The organism is Desulfogranum marinum (genome assembly GCF_016918565.1).
GTDB classification, from domain to species: Bacteria; Desulfobacterota; Desulfobulbia; order Desulfobulbales; family Desulfobulbaceae; genus Desulfogranum; species Desulfogranum marinum.
This window is the reverse complement of the sequence record NZ_JAFFQD010000010.1, coordinates 62,322-80,155: the sequence shown is the minus strand read 5'-3', so window position 1 is coordinate 80,155 and position 17,834 is coordinate 62,322. Positions and strand designations below refer to the sequence as shown.

The 17,834-nt window shown below is 48.1% G+C and carries 17 protein-coding genes and 2 pseudogenes; 8 read left to right on the top strand and 11 right to left on the bottom strand.

Annotated features, from left to right (window positions below):
* The first annotated feature begins 225 nt into the window (after positions 1 to 225).
* Positions 226 to 1,275 (top strand): tyrosine-type recombinase/integrase, encoded by a 1,050-nt coding sequence (locus tag JWH17_RS07795; protein ID WP_205222034.1) that lies wholly within the window; start codon positions 226 to 228, stop codon positions 1,273 to 1,275.
* Between the two features lie 145 nt (positions 1,276 to 1,420).
* On the opposite strand, the gene JWH17_RS07790 is transcribed toward JWH17_RS07795, so the two are convergent.
* The 4 genes from JWH17_RS07790 to JWH17_RS07775 all read right to left on the bottom strand — a co-directional run bounded on the left by JWH17_RS07790 (position 1,421) and on the right by JWH17_RS07775 (position 5,431).
* The gene (locus tag JWH17_RS07790; RefSeq protein ID WP_205222033.1) at positions 1,421 to 2,590 is read right to left on the bottom strand and encodes a Fic family protein; all 1,170 of its coding nucleotides are present in this window, start codon (positions 2,588 to 2,590) and stop codon (positions 1,421 to 1,423) included.
* A gap of 367 nt (positions 2,591 to 2,957) precedes the next feature.
* On the bottom strand, positions 2,958 to 3,230 hold the full coding sequence (locus JWH17_RS07785) for an HU family DNA-binding protein (protein WP_205222032.1): 273 nt from the start codon (positions 3,228 to 3,230) through the stop codon (positions 2,958 to 2,960).
* A gap of 495 nt (positions 3,231 to 3,725) precedes the next feature.
* The gene (locus tag JWH17_RS07780; RefSeq protein WP_205222031.1) at positions 3,726 to 5,144 is read right to left on the bottom strand and encodes a radical SAM protein; all 1,419 of its coding nucleotides are present in this window, start codon (positions 5,142 to 5,144) and stop codon (positions 3,726 to 3,728) included.
* 74 nt (positions 5,145 to 5,218) lie between these two features.
* Positions 5,219 to 5,431, bottom strand: coding sequence for a hypothetical protein (locus JWH17_RS07775; RefSeq protein WP_205222030.1), 213 nt, complete (start codon positions 5,429 to 5,431; stop codon positions 5,219 to 5,221).
* Positions 5,432 to 5,941: 510 nt separating this feature from the next.
* On the opposite strand from JWH17_RS07775, the gene JWH17_RS07770 reads away from it, so the two are divergent.
* Together JWH17_RS07770 and JWH17_RS07765 are read left to right on the top strand one after the other, a co-directional pair.
* Positions 5,942 to 6,262: a hypothetical protein gene (locus JWH17_RS07770; RefSeq protein WP_205222029.1), complete on the top strand. Its 321-nt coding sequence runs from the start codon at positions 5,942 to 5,944 to the stop codon at positions 6,260 to 6,262.
* Between the two features lie 9 nt (positions 6,263 to 6,271).
* Positions 6,272 to 7,594, top strand: coding sequence for an ATP-binding protein (locus tag JWH17_RS07765; RefSeq protein WP_205222028.1), 1,323 nt, complete (start codon positions 6,272 to 6,274; stop codon positions 7,592 to 7,594).
* Positions 7,595 to 8,254: 660 nt separating this feature from the next.
* On the opposite strand, the gene JWH17_RS07760 is transcribed toward JWH17_RS07765, so the two are convergent.
* The 4 genes from JWH17_RS07760 to hisN all read right to left on the bottom strand — a co-directional run bounded on the left by JWH17_RS07760 (position 8,255) and on the right by hisN (position 11,622).
* Positions 8,255 to 8,845, bottom strand: a complete 591-nt coding sequence (locus JWH17_RS07760; RefSeq protein ID WP_205222027.1) for an REP-associated tyrosine transposase — start codon at positions 8,843 to 8,845, stop codon at positions 8,255 to 8,257.
* A 191-nt stretch (positions 8,846 to 9,036) separates the two neighbouring features.
* Positions 9,037 to 9,600: an REP-associated tyrosine transposase gene (locus JWH17_RS07755; protein ID WP_205222026.1), complete on the bottom strand. Its 564-nt coding sequence runs from the start codon at positions 9,598 to 9,600 to the stop codon at positions 9,037 to 9,039.
* A 106-nt stretch (positions 9,601 to 9,706) separates the two neighbouring features.
* Positions 9,707 to 10,654 (bottom strand): DUF1848 domain-containing protein, encoded by a 948-nt coding sequence (locus JWH17_RS07750; protein ID WP_205222025.1) that lies wholly within the window; start codon positions 10,652 to 10,654, stop codon positions 9,707 to 9,709.
* A gap of 155 nt (positions 10,655 to 10,809) precedes the next feature.
* On the bottom strand, positions 10,810 to 11,622 hold the full coding sequence (hisN, locus tag JWH17_RS07745) for a histidinol-phosphatase (RefSeq protein ID WP_205222024.1): 813 nt from the start codon (positions 11,620 to 11,622) through the stop codon (positions 10,810 to 10,812).
* A 390-nt stretch (positions 11,623 to 12,012) separates the two neighbouring features.
* Between hisN and JWH17_RS24855 the strand changes: the two are divergent.
* Positions 12,013 to 12,426, top strand: a pseudogene (locus JWH17_RS24855) (zinc ribbon-containing (seleno)protein DG); the annotation flags it as partial.
* 204 nt (positions 12,427 to 12,630) lie between these two features.
* Here the strand turns inward: JWH17_RS24855 and JWH17_RS07730 are convergent.
* From JWH17_RS07730 to JWH17_RS24045, 3 genes are all read right to left on the bottom strand, one after another.
* Positions 12,631 to 13,491: a caspase family protein gene (locus JWH17_RS07730; protein ID WP_205222021.1), complete on the bottom strand. Its 861-nt coding sequence runs from the start codon at positions 13,489 to 13,491 to the stop codon at positions 12,631 to 12,633.
* 126 nt (positions 13,492 to 13,617) lie between these two features.
* Complete coding sequence (locus JWH17_RS07725) at positions 13,618 to 14,928, bottom strand: trypsin-like serine peptidase (RefSeq protein ID WP_205222020.1); 1,311 nt, start codon at positions 14,926 to 14,928, stop codon at positions 13,618 to 13,620.
* A 13-nt stretch (positions 14,929 to 14,941) separates the two neighbouring features.
* Entirely contained in the window at positions 14,942 to 15,064 is a 123-nt protein-coding gene (locus tag JWH17_RS24045) for a hypothetical protein (RefSeq protein ID WP_269755828.1), read from the bottom strand.
* Between the two features lie 164 nt (positions 15,065 to 15,228).
* Between JWH17_RS24045 and JWH17_RS24575 the strand changes: the two are divergent.
* From JWH17_RS24575 to JWH17_RS07705, 4 genes and pseudogenes are all read left to right on the top strand, one after another.
* Positions 15,229 to 15,282: pseudogene (locus tag JWH17_RS24575) on the top strand (SEC-C metal-binding domain-containing protein); the annotation flags it as partial.
* Positions 15,283 to 15,289: 7 nt separating this feature from the next.
* A complete protein-coding gene (locus JWH17_RS07715) occupies positions 15,290 to 15,517 on the top strand; it encodes a hypothetical protein (protein ID WP_205222019.1) in 228 nt (75 codons plus the stop codon).
* Positions 15,518 to 15,884: 367 nt separating this feature from the next.
* The gene (locus tag JWH17_RS07710) at positions 15,885 to 16,256 is read left to right on the top strand and encodes a hypothetical protein (RefSeq protein WP_205222018.1); all 372 of its coding nucleotides are present in this window, start codon (positions 15,885 to 15,887) and stop codon (positions 16,254 to 16,256) included.
* 11 nt (positions 16,257 to 16,267) lie between these two features.
* Complete coding sequence (locus tag JWH17_RS07705) at positions 16,268 to 17,824, top strand: phage tail sheath family protein (protein ID WP_205222017.1); 1,557 nt, start codon at positions 16,268 to 16,270, stop codon at positions 17,822 to 17,824.
* The last annotated feature ends 10 nt before the right edge of the window (positions 17,825 to 17,834 follow it).

Here is a 17,834-nt window from a genome sequence, read left to right as displayed (position 1 = left end):
TTCTACGATTTTTTAAAGGGGCAATTTGTTGAGCACAGGATTCCTAATCCTGGTGCCGCAGGTTCGAATCCTGCCTGGAGCACCATATAAATAAAGGCCAAACCCAGCAGTAACGCGGGGTTTGGCCTTTTCTTTTTAGTTGCTTTTTTAGCTGCGTTTGGCATAGTTTTATTGTGAATCGCCCCTTTTTGCAAAAAAATACGCCCAAAATTACGCCCAAAAAGTATGGCTCGGATAACTAAGCGAAAAAGAAAGAAAGGCACTGTCTATAAGGCTGAAATACGATTAAAAGATCATCCCTATGTTTCCCAGACCTTTGATCGTCTCTCCGATGCCCAGCGCTGGGCTGAGGATACAGAGGCAAAACTGCGCTCCGGTGGATATGTAGGAGATACTCCCCCGGATGATATGGCTTTCTCGAAGGCACTGGACAGGTACGAACTTGAAATTTCCAGCAAGAAAAGGCCCAATACCAGAGCCCGGGAAATAACATCCGCCAACAGATTGCGTGAGAATTTTTCAGGATTAAATTTAAAAGACATTACACCGTTGCTGGTTGCTGCCTTTAGGGATAAACGGCTGAAAATTGTCGGTCCGTCAACGGTGCAGAAAGACTTGGCCCTGCTTTCCCATCTGTATACGATCGCCATAACGGAATGGGCACTGGAATTAAATAACCCGGTGGCATCCATCAGAAAACCGGCAAAGCCAGCAGGTCGATTGCGGCTATTAAGCAAGGATGAGGCGCGGCACTTGCTTGAGATATGCAAAAAGAGCCGTAATGAAAAGCTTTATCATTATGTGCAGCTCTTACTCCATACCGGCATGCGGCCATCAGAAGGTGCCGGGTTGGTATGGGGGCAGATAGATATTGATGCCCGGATTATCGACCTGACAGTTACAAAAACTAAGCCCCGGCGTGTTCCTCTAACCATACAGGCTGTTGAGATCCTGCTCGATATCATGCCGGAAATTTGCAACAGCGTGCAGCCTGTTTTTTTACCAGATACAATCTCGCAAACTGTGCAGCGCAGGCCTAATCTATTTTTCCGCCGTGCATTTGATAATGCCGTCAAGAAGGCAAAAATTCAAGATTTTCATATGCACGATCTTCGGCACACAGCAGCCAGTTATTTGCTAATGGCCGGTGTTGACCTCCGCACCTTGGCAGATATTTTAGGGCATAGCACCATGCAGATGGTGCAGCGTTATACTCATTTACTGGATGAGCATAAACTCAAGGCCATTGATCACATTGAAGGGCTTGGCAAGTGAGCTGGTTACCACCGCTTATCTCATACTATCCGTAAACTTATCCCCAGCTTTGAATGAAGGACAACTAGACTTCATAGGCCAAAAACCGATTAAGGGTGAAAAACTTATTACCTGATTCGATAGCGAAACCCGAAATTGAATTGTACTATCTGCCAGGCAGTTCCGTACCGCGACTCATGATATCGAGGTAGCCCGCGTAACTGAACAGGCGGTTCCGCTTCTGGGCGGTCAGCTCCTTCACTATACCGAGTTGCTCCATGTGGCCGAGCGCCTTATTGACAGTTGCCGGGGTGATGCCTGTTTTTTTCACCAGTGAGCCCGAGGTGGCTATGGGATGTTCCATCAGTGCCCGATGAACCTGTAGGGTCGATGCCGCTGGCCGGCCGAGACCGCTGATTTTGTCTCGATCCTGATTCGACAGGTCTAGAAGCTGTTGCGCTGTCTCTACTGCCTGGGTGGCGGTGACGATGATCGCCTCGGCGAAGAAATCGAGCCAAGCTTCCCAGTCGCCAGTCAGGCGGACATTATTGAGCAACTCGTAATAATACTGCCGGTGTGTTTTGAAATAGAGGCTAAGGTAGAGCATCGGTTCCCGCAGTACCTTCTGCTCGCACAAGAGAAGCGTGATAAGCAGACGCCCGAGGCGACCGTTACCATCGAGGAATGGGTGGATGGTCTCGAACTGCACATGAGCCAACGCTGCTTTGAGTAGCACAGGGGTCGGCTCTGGCTGGTCATGGAGGAAAAGTTCCAGCTTAGCCATGCACTTCAGTACCTCTTCGGCCGGAGGCGGAACAAAGGCTGCATTGCCCGGCCGGGTACCGCCGATCCAGTTTTGACTGCGCCGGAACTCACCCTGTGTCTGATTGCTGCCCCGGCCCTTGGTCAATAGCACGCCGTGGATTTCCCGGAAAAGCCGTAATGACAGCGGTAGTCCTTCCTCCATCAGGCGTAGACCGTGGTCGAGGGCGGCGACATAGTTGCTGACTTCCCGCACGTCATTTAGTGGAACGTCCGGCTCTTGATCCAGTTCGAACAGTAACAGGTCCGACAGCGACGATTGGGTTCCCTCGATCATGGAGGAAAGAACCGCTTCTTTTCGGACGTACATGTAGAGGAACAGCGAGGTGTGAGGGAGCAAGGTCGAGACGCTATCCAGCCGCCCGAGCGCCAGTAGCGCCTGATCGAACTTGCTGCGCAGCTCCGGCGTCCAGTCGATGGGCGGAATCGGAGGCAGCGAAGAGGGCACGAAGGCCTGGGCCTTCTCACCCACCGTCGAAATAGCCACGTATCTGCCTTGGAGCTCTCTCTTCATCCTGCACGCCTTGAACTTAAAATATGTTTCACTGTTATTTTATCTTTAGTGTGCATCCTAAAATAAGGATTCGTGAAGGAAACGTCAAGACGCAGTGCATCTCATTCTCTTGGCTGCCTTTAGCCATACACCAGCCTGGTAAGAAGCTCTTCAGATTTTAAAATTAATATTGCCAGTTCAAAGGTTTGGCCACTCTGTCAACGCTTTAGGTTGAGACCTTCACTGTGGAGGTAAAATCTTCGCTCAGGTGATCAACTACCACCATGTTTCACTCCACCTCTGACACTGAATGTAGGGATGATGAAAGGTTACCTGGAGGTAGACCGCATTACGCTGGATTTTCTCGTGCAGCTTCCTGAGTCGTCAATTATTTCACTGCTTCCGTAAACTTTTTTCCAGCCTTGAATTTAACAACTTTTTTGGCGGCGATCTGCATGGTTTCACCTGTTCTGGGATTTCGGCCTTCGCGAGCTGGTCGTTCAGTCGCAGAAAAAGTTCCAAAGCCAATCAGCGTTACTTTATCCCCGGTTGCAACAGCCTCGGTAATTGTCGTCAATATACTGCCCAATACCTGTTCGGCAGCTGCTTTACTCATATCACAGTCTTTTGCTACTTGTTCTATCAGGTCGCCTTTGTTCATAATTTTTCCTGTTGTTTTGATATATTATATGGGAATGGCAGGGGTACTCTGTTTGACATAGCAAAGCGTTTTTTGTCTGGCATGGTTATTCCGATTCTTCTTTCTGGTCGGTTTTCATAAATGCATCGATCTCCCGGGGTGGGTAATACTGAAAGCGTATTCTTTTGCTTAATCTGGATGTGTAGTTGGAAAAAGCCATTACGATCTCTCGCCCGTTAATGGACGAATAGTGTTAATCAGCGGGGAAGGTACGAAACTGATATCTTGGATTTGGCAATGTTAAGCTCAAGGCTCAGTTCTGAGATCACCAGATCAGGAACAGTATAAATTCTGGTGCTCTGGAGTTAAATTTGAGATAATCTTTGGTAAGGATAGGCTGCAGTTGATGCACAAGAGCAGAAATGGAGATGTGATGTACAAGAGCATTACACTCGATAACAGAGCAGCCTCTGTTGAGACAATAATACAGGAGCATCTTTTCGTGAATCACTTCCTTTAATAGTAGTCGGCAAGTCCGGCACGAACATATTCGTAATCAATCATTTCCTCTTGGATAATCAATTTATCCAAGCCCTGTGTAGCTTGTTTGCTACCGGTAGCTGAAATTGCAGCCGGAAGGGTGGAGGCTTGATCCGAGGAAAGGGAAAATCGATGTGGAGACGTTTCTCGCTCAATGACGATGTTCATTTTTCTGGAGATGGTGACCTTGGTAAACGGATTGCGATAAGTGGCTGACGGACGTTGATAGGCGGCACTGTAGGCAATTTGCAAGTTAAGGTCCTTGAAATCGATGTGCGGTAGTAGGTTGATGTGGACAGATAGCTCCTCAGAACCGTTCTGTTTCCATAATCCATCGTTGTTGCCGGATCGTTTCAATGCTGAAACCTGTTGAGACAACACGTCCGGATTTCCGGTGATCATCAGCGTCCGGATAAAGCCGTTTTCGGTAAGGGACTCATAACTTTTCAGAATAAAGGTTCCGTTACGACGACGGGCTGCCAATGCCTGAAATCTGTCTTTGTACGGGAAGGAACAGTAGTTGATCGGCAGATTAATGTTCTTTTTCTTTCCATGCAGGAGAATTTCAAGGGCGGCGAGTTCTGAATCAAGGACCGCCATTTTCTTCCCATGCAGGAACCGATAGCCGCGAGTGACCAATTTTTTAAAATTATAAGGAGTGAGCCTTAATTGGTGAAGATTAAGGTGCTGCACGCCACAGTCATAAAGCGAGGGGAGCAAATTTATCATCCGCTCAGACTCCTCCGGTACGGCCGGGATCTCAACAGTTACCGTTGGGATAATGCCCACGGCATGGTCCAGTTGCCGGAGCCTGTACCCTGTAGCCCCAATGTCGAAGCGAATTTCATTAAGACCGGCGTCAGCCAGCTTTTTCATGATTTCCCTGGTCGCAAGAATACCATTAGTGTATAGCCAGACATGAACATCTCCGCCGAAGCGGTTTTTTATGGACCGAATGAAGCGAACAGTCTTGTCGAGGGTGAGCAGCGGTTCGCCACCACTTATACTCGTTCCCTTAAAACCAAAGACCTGCAGGTAGGCGGCATATTCTTTAGGATCTTGGAAAGTCAGGGTATTGGTTGTGGGTAGTCCGATCTCATCCTGGCTGGTCGGGCAGTAAAAACAATTCCCGTTGCATTTACCGTTAATGAAGAGGCAGGACCATTGCCCTTCGATACAGATTCGGCACCCAGGAGAAAGGTTCGACATGTCGAGCTTGGTGCCAAGGCAACCGAAAGATACGCTTTCAGCTAACTCCTGCAATAAATATCGACGTCGTTTATCAGCCTCGGAGAGCGTTTCCTCATCCGGAAAGAAAAGTTGTTCATACCGATTGCCAAACTCCCGCTGGTTGCCTTGTATAAACCTGTTTCTTTGCTGTAATGACAATGCCATATTAGATAGTCCTGAGAGCTAAGGAGAGCTAGTAAAGGTTTTGATGCTCGGAAGATTTTAAAAATGGACCCTCGTCACCTCCTGGAATCCCTCCTCATATGCTTATGAAACCGATATAATGAATCCGGCTCACTCTCCTTTTCCCTATCAATTTCTTGCTTTTCAAATGAGCCGGGGCCCCTTATCCTGGCAAGGTTCTCGTTACGAGGCTCGTTACCCAGGCCGTGCCAATCGACAGGGAGCGCCATTTGATTCTGTTTATTTGTGTTTTTTTTAGTTTTTTGCATGAGGAAATCCTCCTGACGCCTCAATCATTTCCTTGATCTAAGTTGTTCCTTGTAGCACTTGGTAGGTGACAAGCGCTATACCGATATTGGTCTCAAATTATCCTGTTTTTAGAACCTTGATCGTTGGATAGAAATCACTGCTTTACCGTGTCTCCAGAGAGTACTTTATGAGATTATCCAGCCGTAATTTTCCAATATGTGTGCCATTGGAGAAAAAAAGTGCTCTAGTGGTATGTCCTCGTTACTGCATGGTATATGGTCAAAATGCGAAAGATATGAAAGAAAAGGAAACGACACGAATAATTCCGATTAATACTGGTGTCGCCTACGTTCTCTATCCTCGAACCAGTAATAATAAGAGACTACAGGAAAAGTTCCGATTTGCTGCTTTTTGTTCCGATTTGTGAAGGTCTTTTCAAATAGAGAGTAATAAGAATAAAAAGAGAGTCTATTCTTCATGATTTATTAGGGGAATGAATAGCATAACTTTTATGATTGCGAGGCTGGAGCGTGTATAACGTATTGCTATTTGGACTTCATTCCAACCTTGAAGAGATTGAAAGTCATCTTCCTTCATCCATTTGCAAGCAGCTTGTCATTCAATCTGCTACAGATTTTTATTCCACTGCGTTTTCTAGAATTTTCGATGGTTGGTTTATCAATAAAGATCACGAGGAATTCAAGGAAATTTCTCTAGAAGAGTTAGTCAATGTCCAAAACGTTCCTTTGATTTTTCTCATTGGTGTCAATGGTCTTTTTTGGGTGGTAGAAATGGAGTCGCATCACTTTTTAAGAACGAAAAAACTTGATGATTGCCAGAAAGGAGGCTAATGAGAAGTTGTGAAACGCGATATTTACCCCCAACTTCTTGCCTGGAAAGGATCTGCCCGCAGGAAACCGCTGATCCTGCGAGGCGCTCGGCAAACTGGTAAAACCTATATTTTACAAAAGTTTGGCGAAAAAGAGTTTGATGATGTCGTCTATTGTAACTTTGAGGAAGATGCTCGGCTTGATAGCTTGTTTGCTCAAAGTCTCGATCCGGACAAGATAATTACCAACCTTTCCCTCCATAGCAAAAAAAGCATTTTACCGAAGCGCCATCTGATTATTTTTGATGAGATACAACTCTCGAACAATGCGCTGAACAGTCTAAAATATTTCCAGGAGAAAGCTCCCGAGTACTATATTGCTGCTGCGGGTTCTCTTCTTGGTGTGAAGTTGTCTTCGCCAAAATCTTTTCCTGTGGGGAAGGTCAATTTTCGTGACCTTTTACCCCTGAGTTTCTATGAGCTCCTGGATGGGATGGGGGAAACCGGCCTTCGCGAATACCTGGAAAATCTTGAAGAAGTGCAACCGCTCCCTGAAGCCTTTCACTTGGAGCTTATAGATTTGCTCAGGAAATATTATTTTTGTGGCGGAATGCCTGAGGCTGTACGCTGTATGGCTGAGTTGAACGATGTGCAGGAAGTAAGAGTCGTCCACAAAGAGATCCTCACTTCATATGCTCTTGATTTTGCCAAGTACGCACAACCGTCTGATATTCGCAAACTCTCACATGTATGGGATTCCATTGTGGTTCAACTGGCCCGGGAAAATAAAAAGTTCATGTTTTCCACAATCCGTAAAAGCGCCAGGGCACGTGATTATGAAAATGCGATTTTATGGCTGGAAGAAGCGGGGCTTATTCAGCGTGCTTTTTGCATAAACACACCCAAAAGACCACTCGTGGCCTATTTGCAGAAAAATATTTTTAAAGTATATGCGTTGGATGTCGGGCTTTTGGCGGCTATGGCAGGTCTGGGACCGGAACTGCTTATTCAGGGTGAGCAGGTATTTCGTGAATTTTGCGGTGCTTTTACTGAGAATTACGCGGCTCAGCAGCTTAGGAGTACCTTGGGGTCGGAGTTGAAATATTGGAAGAGTAGCAGCGGCAAGGCAGAAGTGGATTTTCTTTTTGAAACAAAAGAGGCTGTTTTTCCTTTGGAAGTGAAGGCAGGTATCAATCTAAAGAGTAAGAGCCTGCAATCTTTTGATGCAAAATTTAACGCTGATCTTCTTGTTCGCACTTCACTTCGTAATCTTCGTAAAGATGGTAATGTGTGTAATGTTCCTTTGTACGCCCTTGATTCGTTGCCTAGTTTACTCCCCCGGCTTGCTAATTGAACGAGCCTTATCGTTGATATAGGTTGGTCCGTAGCAGGTTGCAATACCTGAAAAGTGTCAATGTATAACAAAGAATAACGAAGAAGGCTGTTGAGGTCAGGGGACGTAGCATGCGTGGTATTCAGGTCTTCCTCATCCTGCTCGCCAAAGTGTTTTATCTGTTAGGCCGCTCCATGTCGCGGCTCATGATCTTAAGATAGTCGGCGTAGATTAACAGGTATTTACCCCTGGACGGTTTGCTTCTCAATAGGTGAGAATAGTTGTAGGTTATCGGAGTCTTGTGTCTTGCTTACTTGATTGGTCTGGGACATTGTATCCATCCATGACAGCCTGCTGCATTGCTGTAAGCTCTTCATCGGTCAGGAAATCGAAGTGAACGGACCTTTTTCTGGCAGAAAGATTGCCTTGGTTCTGAAGACAGAGCTGGATAAACAAATCAATAAGGCGGTCAGGTACAAGTAGTGGCTAGGGTGTGGTTCCCGCACCAGTTGGAGTTTCTTCATTTGCCTGTGCCGAGCTGGAGCTCGGCGTTCCCGGGGGGGTACCTTTAGGTTTCTATCGCGACTTGCGGTATGTTTCAGCGCCTTATTTTACTATGCTCAGAGCATGATTAGGTTTGAAAAAGGCTGTCCTTTTACATGGTGCTCAATGGACTATGAATCAGCTGTTATACAAAACTGCACTGCTCCAGAGCCATTGTTCGGGTGTAGCACAGAGTTGCGCTTTTACCGGGTTATAGTGAATATAGCGAATTACATCCCGAAAATGTTGCTCGTCTCGGATATACCTGTCCCAATATTCACGCATCCAAAGGCTTTTTCCGGGAACGCCGAGCTCCAGCTCGGCATTATGTTGCATGGCCCACCGAGCGGTATAGGATTTCCATGACTGGACAATTTTACCAAGGGCTGCACAAGGTTCGATCAATAGATGGACGTGGTTGGGCATGATACACCAGGCAAGAAGCCGGTATCTCTCCCCATCAAATTGCAGTAAAGATTCCTGTACTACAGATGCCATTCGCGGATGCCTTAACGCACAGCACCCCATGCCGGCATCCATATATGCTTCAATTTTTTTGCGTTTTTCTGCATCTTTCCTGTGCACAGGGATGCCGTTTAACTCCACGATTATACGATGCAGCACCTCACGCGGTAAACTGTCTGCCAGCCGAAAGGTGATCGACTGCAGCAAGCCTATGCGATCCAGGTGCGGGACATAGCCGCGCGAATACCATCCTTTTTCAGACATTTTTCCTTTCTTGTGCCGAGCTGGAGCTCGGCGTTCCCAGGGGGGATACCTTTAGGTTTCTATCGTGACTTGCGGTATGTTTCAGCGCCTTATTTTACTATGCTCAGAGCATGATTAGGTTTGAAAAAGGCTGTCCTTTTACATGGTGCTCAATGGACTATGAATCAGCTGTTATACAAAACTGCACTGCTCTAGAGCCATTGTTCGGGTGTAGCACAGAGTTGCGCTTTTACCGGGTTATAGTGAATATAGCGAATTACATCCCGAAAATGTTGCTCGTCTCGGATATACCTGTCCCAATATTCACGCATCCAAAGGCTTTTTCCGGGAACGCCGAGCTCCAGCTCGGCATTATGTTGCATTGCCCAACGAGCGGTATAGGATTTCCATGACTGGACAATTTTGCCAAGGGCTGCCCAAGGTTCGATCAATACATGCACGTGGTTGGGCATGATACACCAGGCAAGAAGCCGGTATCTCTGCCCATCAAATTGCAGTAAAGATTCCTGTACTACAGATGCCATTCGCGGATGCCTTAACGCACAGCAACCCATGCCGGCATCCATATATGTTTCAATTCTTTTGCGTTTTTCTGCATCTTTCCTGTGCACAGGGATGCCGTTTAACTCTACGATTATACGATGCAGGACCTCACGCGGTAAACTGTCTGCCAGCCGAAAGGTGATCGACTGCAGCAAGCCTATGCGATCCAGGTGCGGGACATAGCCGCGCGAATACCATCCTTTTTCAGACATTTTTTCTTTCCTGTGCCGAGCTGGAGCTCGGCGTTCCCGGGGGAATACCTTCAGATGTCCATCGTGACCTGCGGTATGTTCCCGCAAGTTTTCCATCAATGCCATCCTATTCTTTGTTGAAGAGTTGCAGTTGCACGCCTTTGCCACTGATAATTTTTTTGTCGATAATTGTTTCTTTGGCTCTGGGAAAACCGATAAGAAGGGGAGAGTTTACATTATGAGCTTCAATGTTATTTAATACGGCTTTCCTGCTATTGTTTGCGTAACAGTATAGGCAGAAGTTTTTACATGTATTGTATGCACCTATATCCACACTGGTAACGCAAGTGCAATGCTTTCGTTGATTTTTATCTTTTGGGAAAGAAAGTTCCCTGCCATTCAGCCTTGAGATCAGGTTGTCGTCTATGCATTTTGCTTGGGATACGCCAACTTTTTCAAAACATTCTTCTTGAGCACATGCTTCCAGATTGATTGAGCATGATTGGGCAATAGTGTGAAAGTTTTTTGCTAAACAGTTTTTGTACTTATTGTTTAATGGATGGACATGAACAGTTTTAAGGTTCTTTTCGCATTTCTTATACATATCGAGAAAGCTGAATATGCATTTGTCGGTATACCCACTAAGTTGCTTGGCCAGATACTCATACCATCTCAGGTGGTATGAAATGTCATATCTGTCAGTCAAAAAAACAGGATCATACCTCCAGATTATTCTTTCTTTTCCAACTTCGTCTGATAGCCTCTTAAAAGTTTCTATAACTGTAGTTTTTTTTGGAACATTTCTCTCAATAGCTGAATTATAAGAAGTGAGGGTGAAGTGGAAATAGTATCTATGTCCCATTCGATCTATTTCAGGTAAGTGTTTCAAGAAATTTTCAGGATTTTTTGTCCAGAAGACAATGCATGAGGTTTGATCAGGAGAAAGGGGGACTTTTGAGATCAACCGGTTGTTAAATGGATTCCTAGTGTAAACAAATCGTTGTCTGAGTCTATTCATGAACCACTCAGAGTAAAATGCAGGTATATCAGTTCTTCGACTTGCACTGATTATCATGGTACCACGTTTTGAATCAATTGTTGGCGGTGACGAAGCTGGTTGTCTCCTTTTTCTGATAAGTATAAAGTCGTGAAAGTTAATCCCTTTACGTGGACAATCGCGATCGTTCAAAGAGGTAAACGACCAGCGGGAGGCTCCATGGGCTTCTGTGATCACTTACATTTTCTGTTGCGTATGAAGTGGAGTGCCTGGGCATGGAGCTCGTGGGTCGCAGCCGCAATAAGGTTGCCGTCTGACTGCAGGGACATCGGCTTGCCTTCCCAGTCAGTGATAACCCCTCCAGCTTCTTCAATGATGGGGACCAGGGCCAGGTAGTCGTAGGGCTTGAGCTGGGATTCTACCACCAGATCAATGTAGCCCGAGGCCAGCAGGCAGTAAATATAACAGTCTCCGCCAAAAAGGGCGTTGGCGGTTGTGTCTGCCAGTTGGTTGATAGTCGGTTTGTCCTGTTCGTCAAAATACCTTATGGAAGTGGTGTAAAACTGTGCAGCTGCAAGTTCTGTGCAGTGGCTCACCCGACTGGTGACTGTTCCCTTTTGCGGGGAGCCTGCACGGCATCCCTGTGCCGCAGTACCTATCCATCTTTCCTGCAAGACCGGTATCTCTACTGCGCCTACGACCGGGCGTCCTTTATGGAGTAATGCAACGAGCGTGCCCCAGAGCGGCGAGCCGGTGATGAAACTGCGGGTGCCGTCAATGGGGTCAATGACCCAGACATATTCGGCGTCTACCGCTTTCTGACCGTACTCCTCCCCCAGAATGCCATGATGCGGGTAGGCGCTGAGAATCCTTTCCCGCAGTTCGGCCTCAACGCTTCGGTCTGCTATGGTTACCGGGCTGCAGTCTGTTTTGACGTCAATGGTAAAGTCGGCGCGAAACCATTGTTGAGCAATTTCTCCACCTCGCTGTGCCAGCGCGGCGGCAAAATCAGTAAAGGGGGTCAAGTCATCAGGCAGGTTGGGCATGGCGGTTTTCCGAGTATACGTTGGGTGGATAAGCTGTATGCATTTGTGTAACGCACTATAGGTTGATCATTAGCGATATGCAAATATTTTACACCGTAGAAAAAAGGCTGGTTGCCGGGTACGCACAGCACGTGTCAAACAGGGGGCGCAGCTATTTTATTGGTAAAAGCTTACAACGATGAAGAACGAAATGACTTGATAGGCCGGAAACAGGCTTAAAACAGGATGGATTTCTTTAGAGACTTTTCTTTGCACACTTTTTCGTTTGATATCTCGGTGGTACTTCTGTACAACTTTTCCTTTTATTTTCTTTGTACCTGTTTTGCATTAACGCTCAGATGATTAATTTTAAGTAATGAGCAAAAAAAATATAAATTTAACTTGGTTCGCTCTGAAAAGTTGGAGATGCTCATGCAGCTGGAAGCCAATTCGTCGCCACGGTCCATGGAAATTTCTGAGGAGGATGAACTGGTTACCATTCATGGTGGGAAACTGAATTCGCTAAAATCACTACAGCATCTTTTAAAAGCAGAGTATGTCCCTTCTCTCCTTTTCGGTGACATCCCTTCAAAGGGCTGAGGCGGTCCTGACCTTCAGTTGAAGGTTAAAGTAGCAGATGCCGAGAGAGCAATGGAGATTATCAAGAGAGATTATATCCAGTCCACCGGCCTCAACACTGATGATCTTGCATTAGCCGGGGCAGTATTTGACACAGATATGCAAACAGTTGTCTGTCCTGCTTGCTCGACTCGTTTTGCGCCTACTTCGCCGAAATGCCCTGAGTGCGGCCTGCAGTTTGGTTGATCGACGGAGTATTCTCTTTTGGGGGCTGTGTTGGAGGTCGGCATAGCCGGAAGGGTGGATAATTGCCTGATTATTTGTTCTCTTTCTTTGCACTGCGAGTGTGAAAATCCGGCCTCTCCAGAATTGTGAAAAAAACGATTCAATAGAGTGCAGGCCGGATATAAGCTTGTAGTTGTGTCCCTCCGGGGTAGATTACAGGCCTTTTTAGGCCTGGTCTTTTTTGGTTGTTTTTTTGGCGCTCAGGGTGCGGCCGGCGCGAACCGTGGCCTCGCATTCGAGCTGCGGTATTTGGGAATAGCCGCCTTTATAGAGGGACTGCCGTACACGGCGCAGGAGTTCCTTACGGGATATCCCCCCTCCGCTGGTTCGCATATGCTTACAGAAATAATAGGTAAAGGCTCCGTTGTATGAGTTGTTGATGTAGGCATCGGCAGAAGTTTGATTGTCCTTGCACCCGGACCACAGAATATGGTGTACCGTGCTGCGGTCGGTTCCGCTGAAACTTCGTTCGGTCTTCAGGTCATCCTCATCACCCTCCAGCCGGCATGCGATATCAATGGGCGGAGGAAGGTATCTGGACAGTGTCGGATGTTCTGGAGCAAGTTCTGGTGGGCGCCCCAGGCCGACATCTCTAAGACCGGTGCCGGAGTGGCAGCTATCGAGAAAAACTTCCAACAACACTCCCTTGGGCAGTTTGGTGAAAATGCTATTGAGGGTATCGTCTGTGATAAAGGTGCCGTCCCAGTTCATATCGTACGGGCAGATAAGTTCGTCCATATGATCTTTAAGCTCATCGCCGTCACGATCGCGGATTTGAGAACCATGGCCGGAAAAATGAAAAACTAAAAAATCTCCTGTTTTGGCTTTACGCACCATATACTCAAGCCGAGCTATAATATTAGCTTTGGTGGCACGGTTGTCCACCAGCACACGGATATCTCTGTTGGTAAAACGAAGGTAGGTCTTGAGGATATCCCGCATGTTGGTCACATCGTTTATACACCCGCGCAGATCACTGATCCCCTGATAGTCGTTAATGCCGACAAGTAATGCTTTTTTTGCCATGTCTTTCTCCTTTGTTGAAAATTGAGGGTGTGTGATGGGCCTAAGTACAGGCTGTCTTGGATAATTCAAGATAGCCTGCTGCTGTTTACTGCAATCATCCGTCTCTGCTCTTCCCGCATCAATGGTTTACGGGCAGTACGGGTCGGGAAAATGGGAACTGGTGTAGGTTTCGATGGTATCGCACATCAGGCCGAAGCTGCCGGAGCGAATTTTGTGGCCGCGATTTCTGCTGCCGGTAGCACCTTTGTGGACTCCGTACTGCGTTCTCACGCCTCCTGAGTAATAGTAGACGGGAGCTCCGCTTTGTCCGCCCTGGGTGTCGTGTTTGTATTTCATGGTTGTTGAGGTCGCGTTGTCAATTTTCCTTGCTGGATCATGGTAGTATGCATAGCCGTTGCAGCGTCCGCCATCGCTGCTTACCGCGTCGGCGCAGGTATTTCGTGCTCCTGGATACCCCCTGAGATTGAAATTCTTTTTTTCGAGCCAGCTGTTGGTCTGGTAACCGAACCGAACCCATCTGGGTGTCCAGCGGACAGAACCACTGGTGTCCCGTGGATGGTCACTGATTACCAGCAGGGCGTAATCATATTTGGGACCGCCGCCTCTCCAGCCGTTTGGTTTTATATACCTGGTAACAAAACGGGCACCCTGGGGTTTTCTCTCGCCGGTGTAGGAGGCACCGCGCGCACCGGGAACGATATAGGTGTTGGTGAAGTCGAACTCGCCCCTGCTGTTGGTCACGCAGTGGGCAGCGGTTAAAACAACCCGCGGACCAATCATCGAACCAGAACAGAAGCCCGCATCAGCACTGGAGGTGCTCTGCAGCCGCACCATTATTTCGGTCTTGCTCGAGGTGGTTGAGCGGCGTCGATTGTCGCTGCCAACGATCTGGCGAGGGACTGCTCCTTCCTCTTGATCGCTGTCCAAATCCCCCATTGTATCGGCCTCCTCCTCTGCGGCTTCCGGCAGTGCGCGTTCCTGCTTCTTCAGTGTGCTGATTGTGGAGGTCAGCTTACGGCCTTTGAGCATGGTGCCGGGCTTTTGTCTATAAGTGCGGCCGTCTGCCAGGCTCATGATTGCCAGTTCTCGGCTGGGAGCTGCTCGCTCTGTTGCATCTTCTTCTGCCAGTTGAGCGTCAGGGACCAGCTTGTCGAAATCCGGATCGATGTTGAGGCGTGGTGCACTTAACGGTTTAAGCTCTCTGGTTTCTATCAGTTCCCATACAGCAGGATCCGGCTGGATTTTGCCAACCTCGCGCAGGTATAGTTCCTCGGCAGCAATCTCTTCTGCTGTGGCGACAATGTATCGGTCAATGGCAACATCATCGTCGGACCCTGCCGAAGCAGAGTCGGCAGGCGATTTGCCGTTGCCGCTGCAGGAAGCCAGCAGAGTGATACCTGCCAAAAGCAGAATTACATTTTTTCGAGTGATGAGCATGTTTGTCCTCCTTTTAGTGGGGGATACGTATCCCATTGGAAGAGAATTTGGGGTGAAGCGCAAGTGCCGGCTCGCCGCTAAGATGAATAATAAACAGGTCGATGACGAGTCTGATCTTTCCTTCGTAAGCTTGCATGTCTTATGCCATTTAGTGATGGGGAAACACTGTGTTTTGGTGTTTCATTATTTATGCTTTGGCTGCTTTGCCTTGAGGTGGGGAAGGTTGTCACATTCTTAGGGCGGAACGTGGTAAATTTTTGATGAGTCTAAGAAGAAAATACGAACAATGACTTTTTTCTTTGTGATAGCGGCAAGAAATACGAAGCATGCTGTATGGTAAAAACAAACCGGTAAGTCGAGATTGCTAGAGGATGTAAAAGACAGGGTCCGCTATCTTCTTGCCGACCGAAATTTTGATTCTCCGCAGCTGGTTTCGTTTCCCGGCATCTTGCAAGCCGAACCAGAAAGCAAGGCCGCCTTTATCCTGCTGATGTTGTTGGAAGGGATCGGTGAGGAAGGCATAAAGCTAAAAACAATACTGGTTGAAATGCACCAAAAGTGGTGGTGCATTTCAACCAAGAACCAATAAAACAGGCGAAAAATAATGAAAGTGAACCCAATTCACGAGCTACGTAACGTTTCATTATTGCTCCTCACCTGAAAACAATCGAACTCCTACCATAACATAACACTGCTTCGCCGGCGTAGAAGTAGTCATCCCCTTCAGGACCCATCAGTCCGCCCACGTTAAGAGGTTTCCCTTAGCCATTGGCATAACATTTGCTGTCCACAATGTATTATTTACGGCACTTAGTTTCTCGTGTTTGAGCTGAGCCACTACAATTTTTTAGGACCTCTATTCGTGATGGCGCATCAAGGAAAGGATATATTTCACTATTAGCGGCCAACCTCCAACCAGAGAGGGCGGGCTTTTTACAAACAAAAGGAGAGATGGCATGCCTGAAACTATCAAATGGAATTTTGTCACCCAGGTGTTGCAAGGCCCGAGTGTTTCAGCAGCGGGTAGTATTGTCAATGCCGATGCGTACGACAAGTTCGACGTCGAGCTGCTCGATACCGTGACCCAAGTGGTAAATCTGGTACCGGCAGGTGCCGACATCTCATTACTCGTGATTAATCCCAAAAAGCCTGATGCCAATCTGAGCTATGACCTCAGTGGTAGTCTCGTCATCCTCGACGGGCCGCATGTCTTAATTGGAAAAGGGGCGGTGAGTCTGCTCGGCGGTGCCACCAGTCTAACCTTTACCAACAGCACCGGAGCCGATGCAGTGATTGAAATCCTGGTCGGTCGTGATTCAACCCCATAAGGAGAATAGTTATGCCTGTAACCTTATCCTATCCCGGCGTTTATATTGAAGAGGTGTCCAGCGGGGTCCGCACGATCACCGGGGTCGCCACCTCGATAACCGCCTTTATCGGCCGTGCCCTGCGCGGACCGGAAAATGAACCGACCCGGGTACAGAGTTTTGCTGAGTATGAACGCTTATTCGGTGGCTTATGGCGCGACAGCAGTATGAGTTACGCTGTACGGCAATTTTTTCAGAACGGTGGCAACGATGCCCTTATTATACGGGTACAAAACGGCGGCAACGCAGCCACGCTGACCCTGCCTACGAATTTTGATCTGGTTGCAGCCAGCAGCGGTGAATGGGGTGAAAAGTTGCGGGTAAGGGTTGAACATGTCCCTACCGACTCTACCCTGTTTAACCTTACCATCCGCGATACAAGTACCGGTGTGACAGAACGTTTCCTCAATGTCTCCACTGTTACCGATAGCGCACGATTTATTACTGATGTGCTTGCACAGCAGTCCAGGCTGGTTCGTATAGATGGGACTGCGCCCGGCACAATACCCACTGATCATGCTGATCCTCCACCAGGGGTTGACCCGATGCTGGACAATACCTCCTCAACCGCATTCAATGCTGACGGAGACAACGGGTTAGCCATTACCGATGATCAAATCTCCCATCCTTCGCTGGAAAATCTCAAACAGGGTATCTGGGCATTGGAAAAGGCTGATATCTTCAACCTGCTCTGCATCCCCCCTCTGACCCTGCCCGTCGGTGGTGATATCGGTTCTCAAACCCGCAGCGCTGCGGCCACCTACTGCGAGAACCGGAGGGCCATGTATGTGGTCGATCCACTCACCAGCTGGACAGAGCCATCGCATTTGACCAATGCTGGTACAGGCTTGGAAAGTCCGGGCTGGGGTCTGAGTCGCAGCACCAATGCGGCACTGTACTTCCCACGCATCAAGCTGCCGGATCCCTTGCAGGAAAACCGCCTGGCTGAATTTGCACCCTGCGGGGCGGTTGCCGGTGTCATGGCTCGCACTGACAGTCAACGGGGGATATGGAAAGCACCGGCCGGTAATGACGCCACGCTCAAGGGGGTGGTGGAGCTGACCGTTAAGCTGACCGATGGCGAAAATGGCGTGCTCAACCCCTTGGCCGTTAATTGCCTACGCGCCTTTCCCATCACCGGCAGGGTCGTATGGGGATCGCGCACGCTACGGGGCGCCGACCAGTTGGCTTCGGAGTGGAAGTATCTGCCGGTGCGACGGTTGGCCCTGTTTATCGAAGAAAGTCTGTTCCGCGGCACCCAGTGGGTGGTATTTGAGCCCAACGATGAACCGCTTTGGTCGCAAATTCGTCTGAACCTCGGGGCCTTTATGCATAACCTGTTTCGTCAGGGCGCCTTTCAGGGGAGCAGCCCACGCGAGGCCTATTTCGTCAAGTGCGACAGCGAAACGACCACCCAGAACGATATTGATCAGGGGATTGTCAATATCGTGGTTGGCTTTGCCCCGCTCAAACCCGCTGAGTTTGTAGTTATCAAGATTCAGCAGATCGCCGGTCAGATTCAAACGTAAGGAGAGAGGA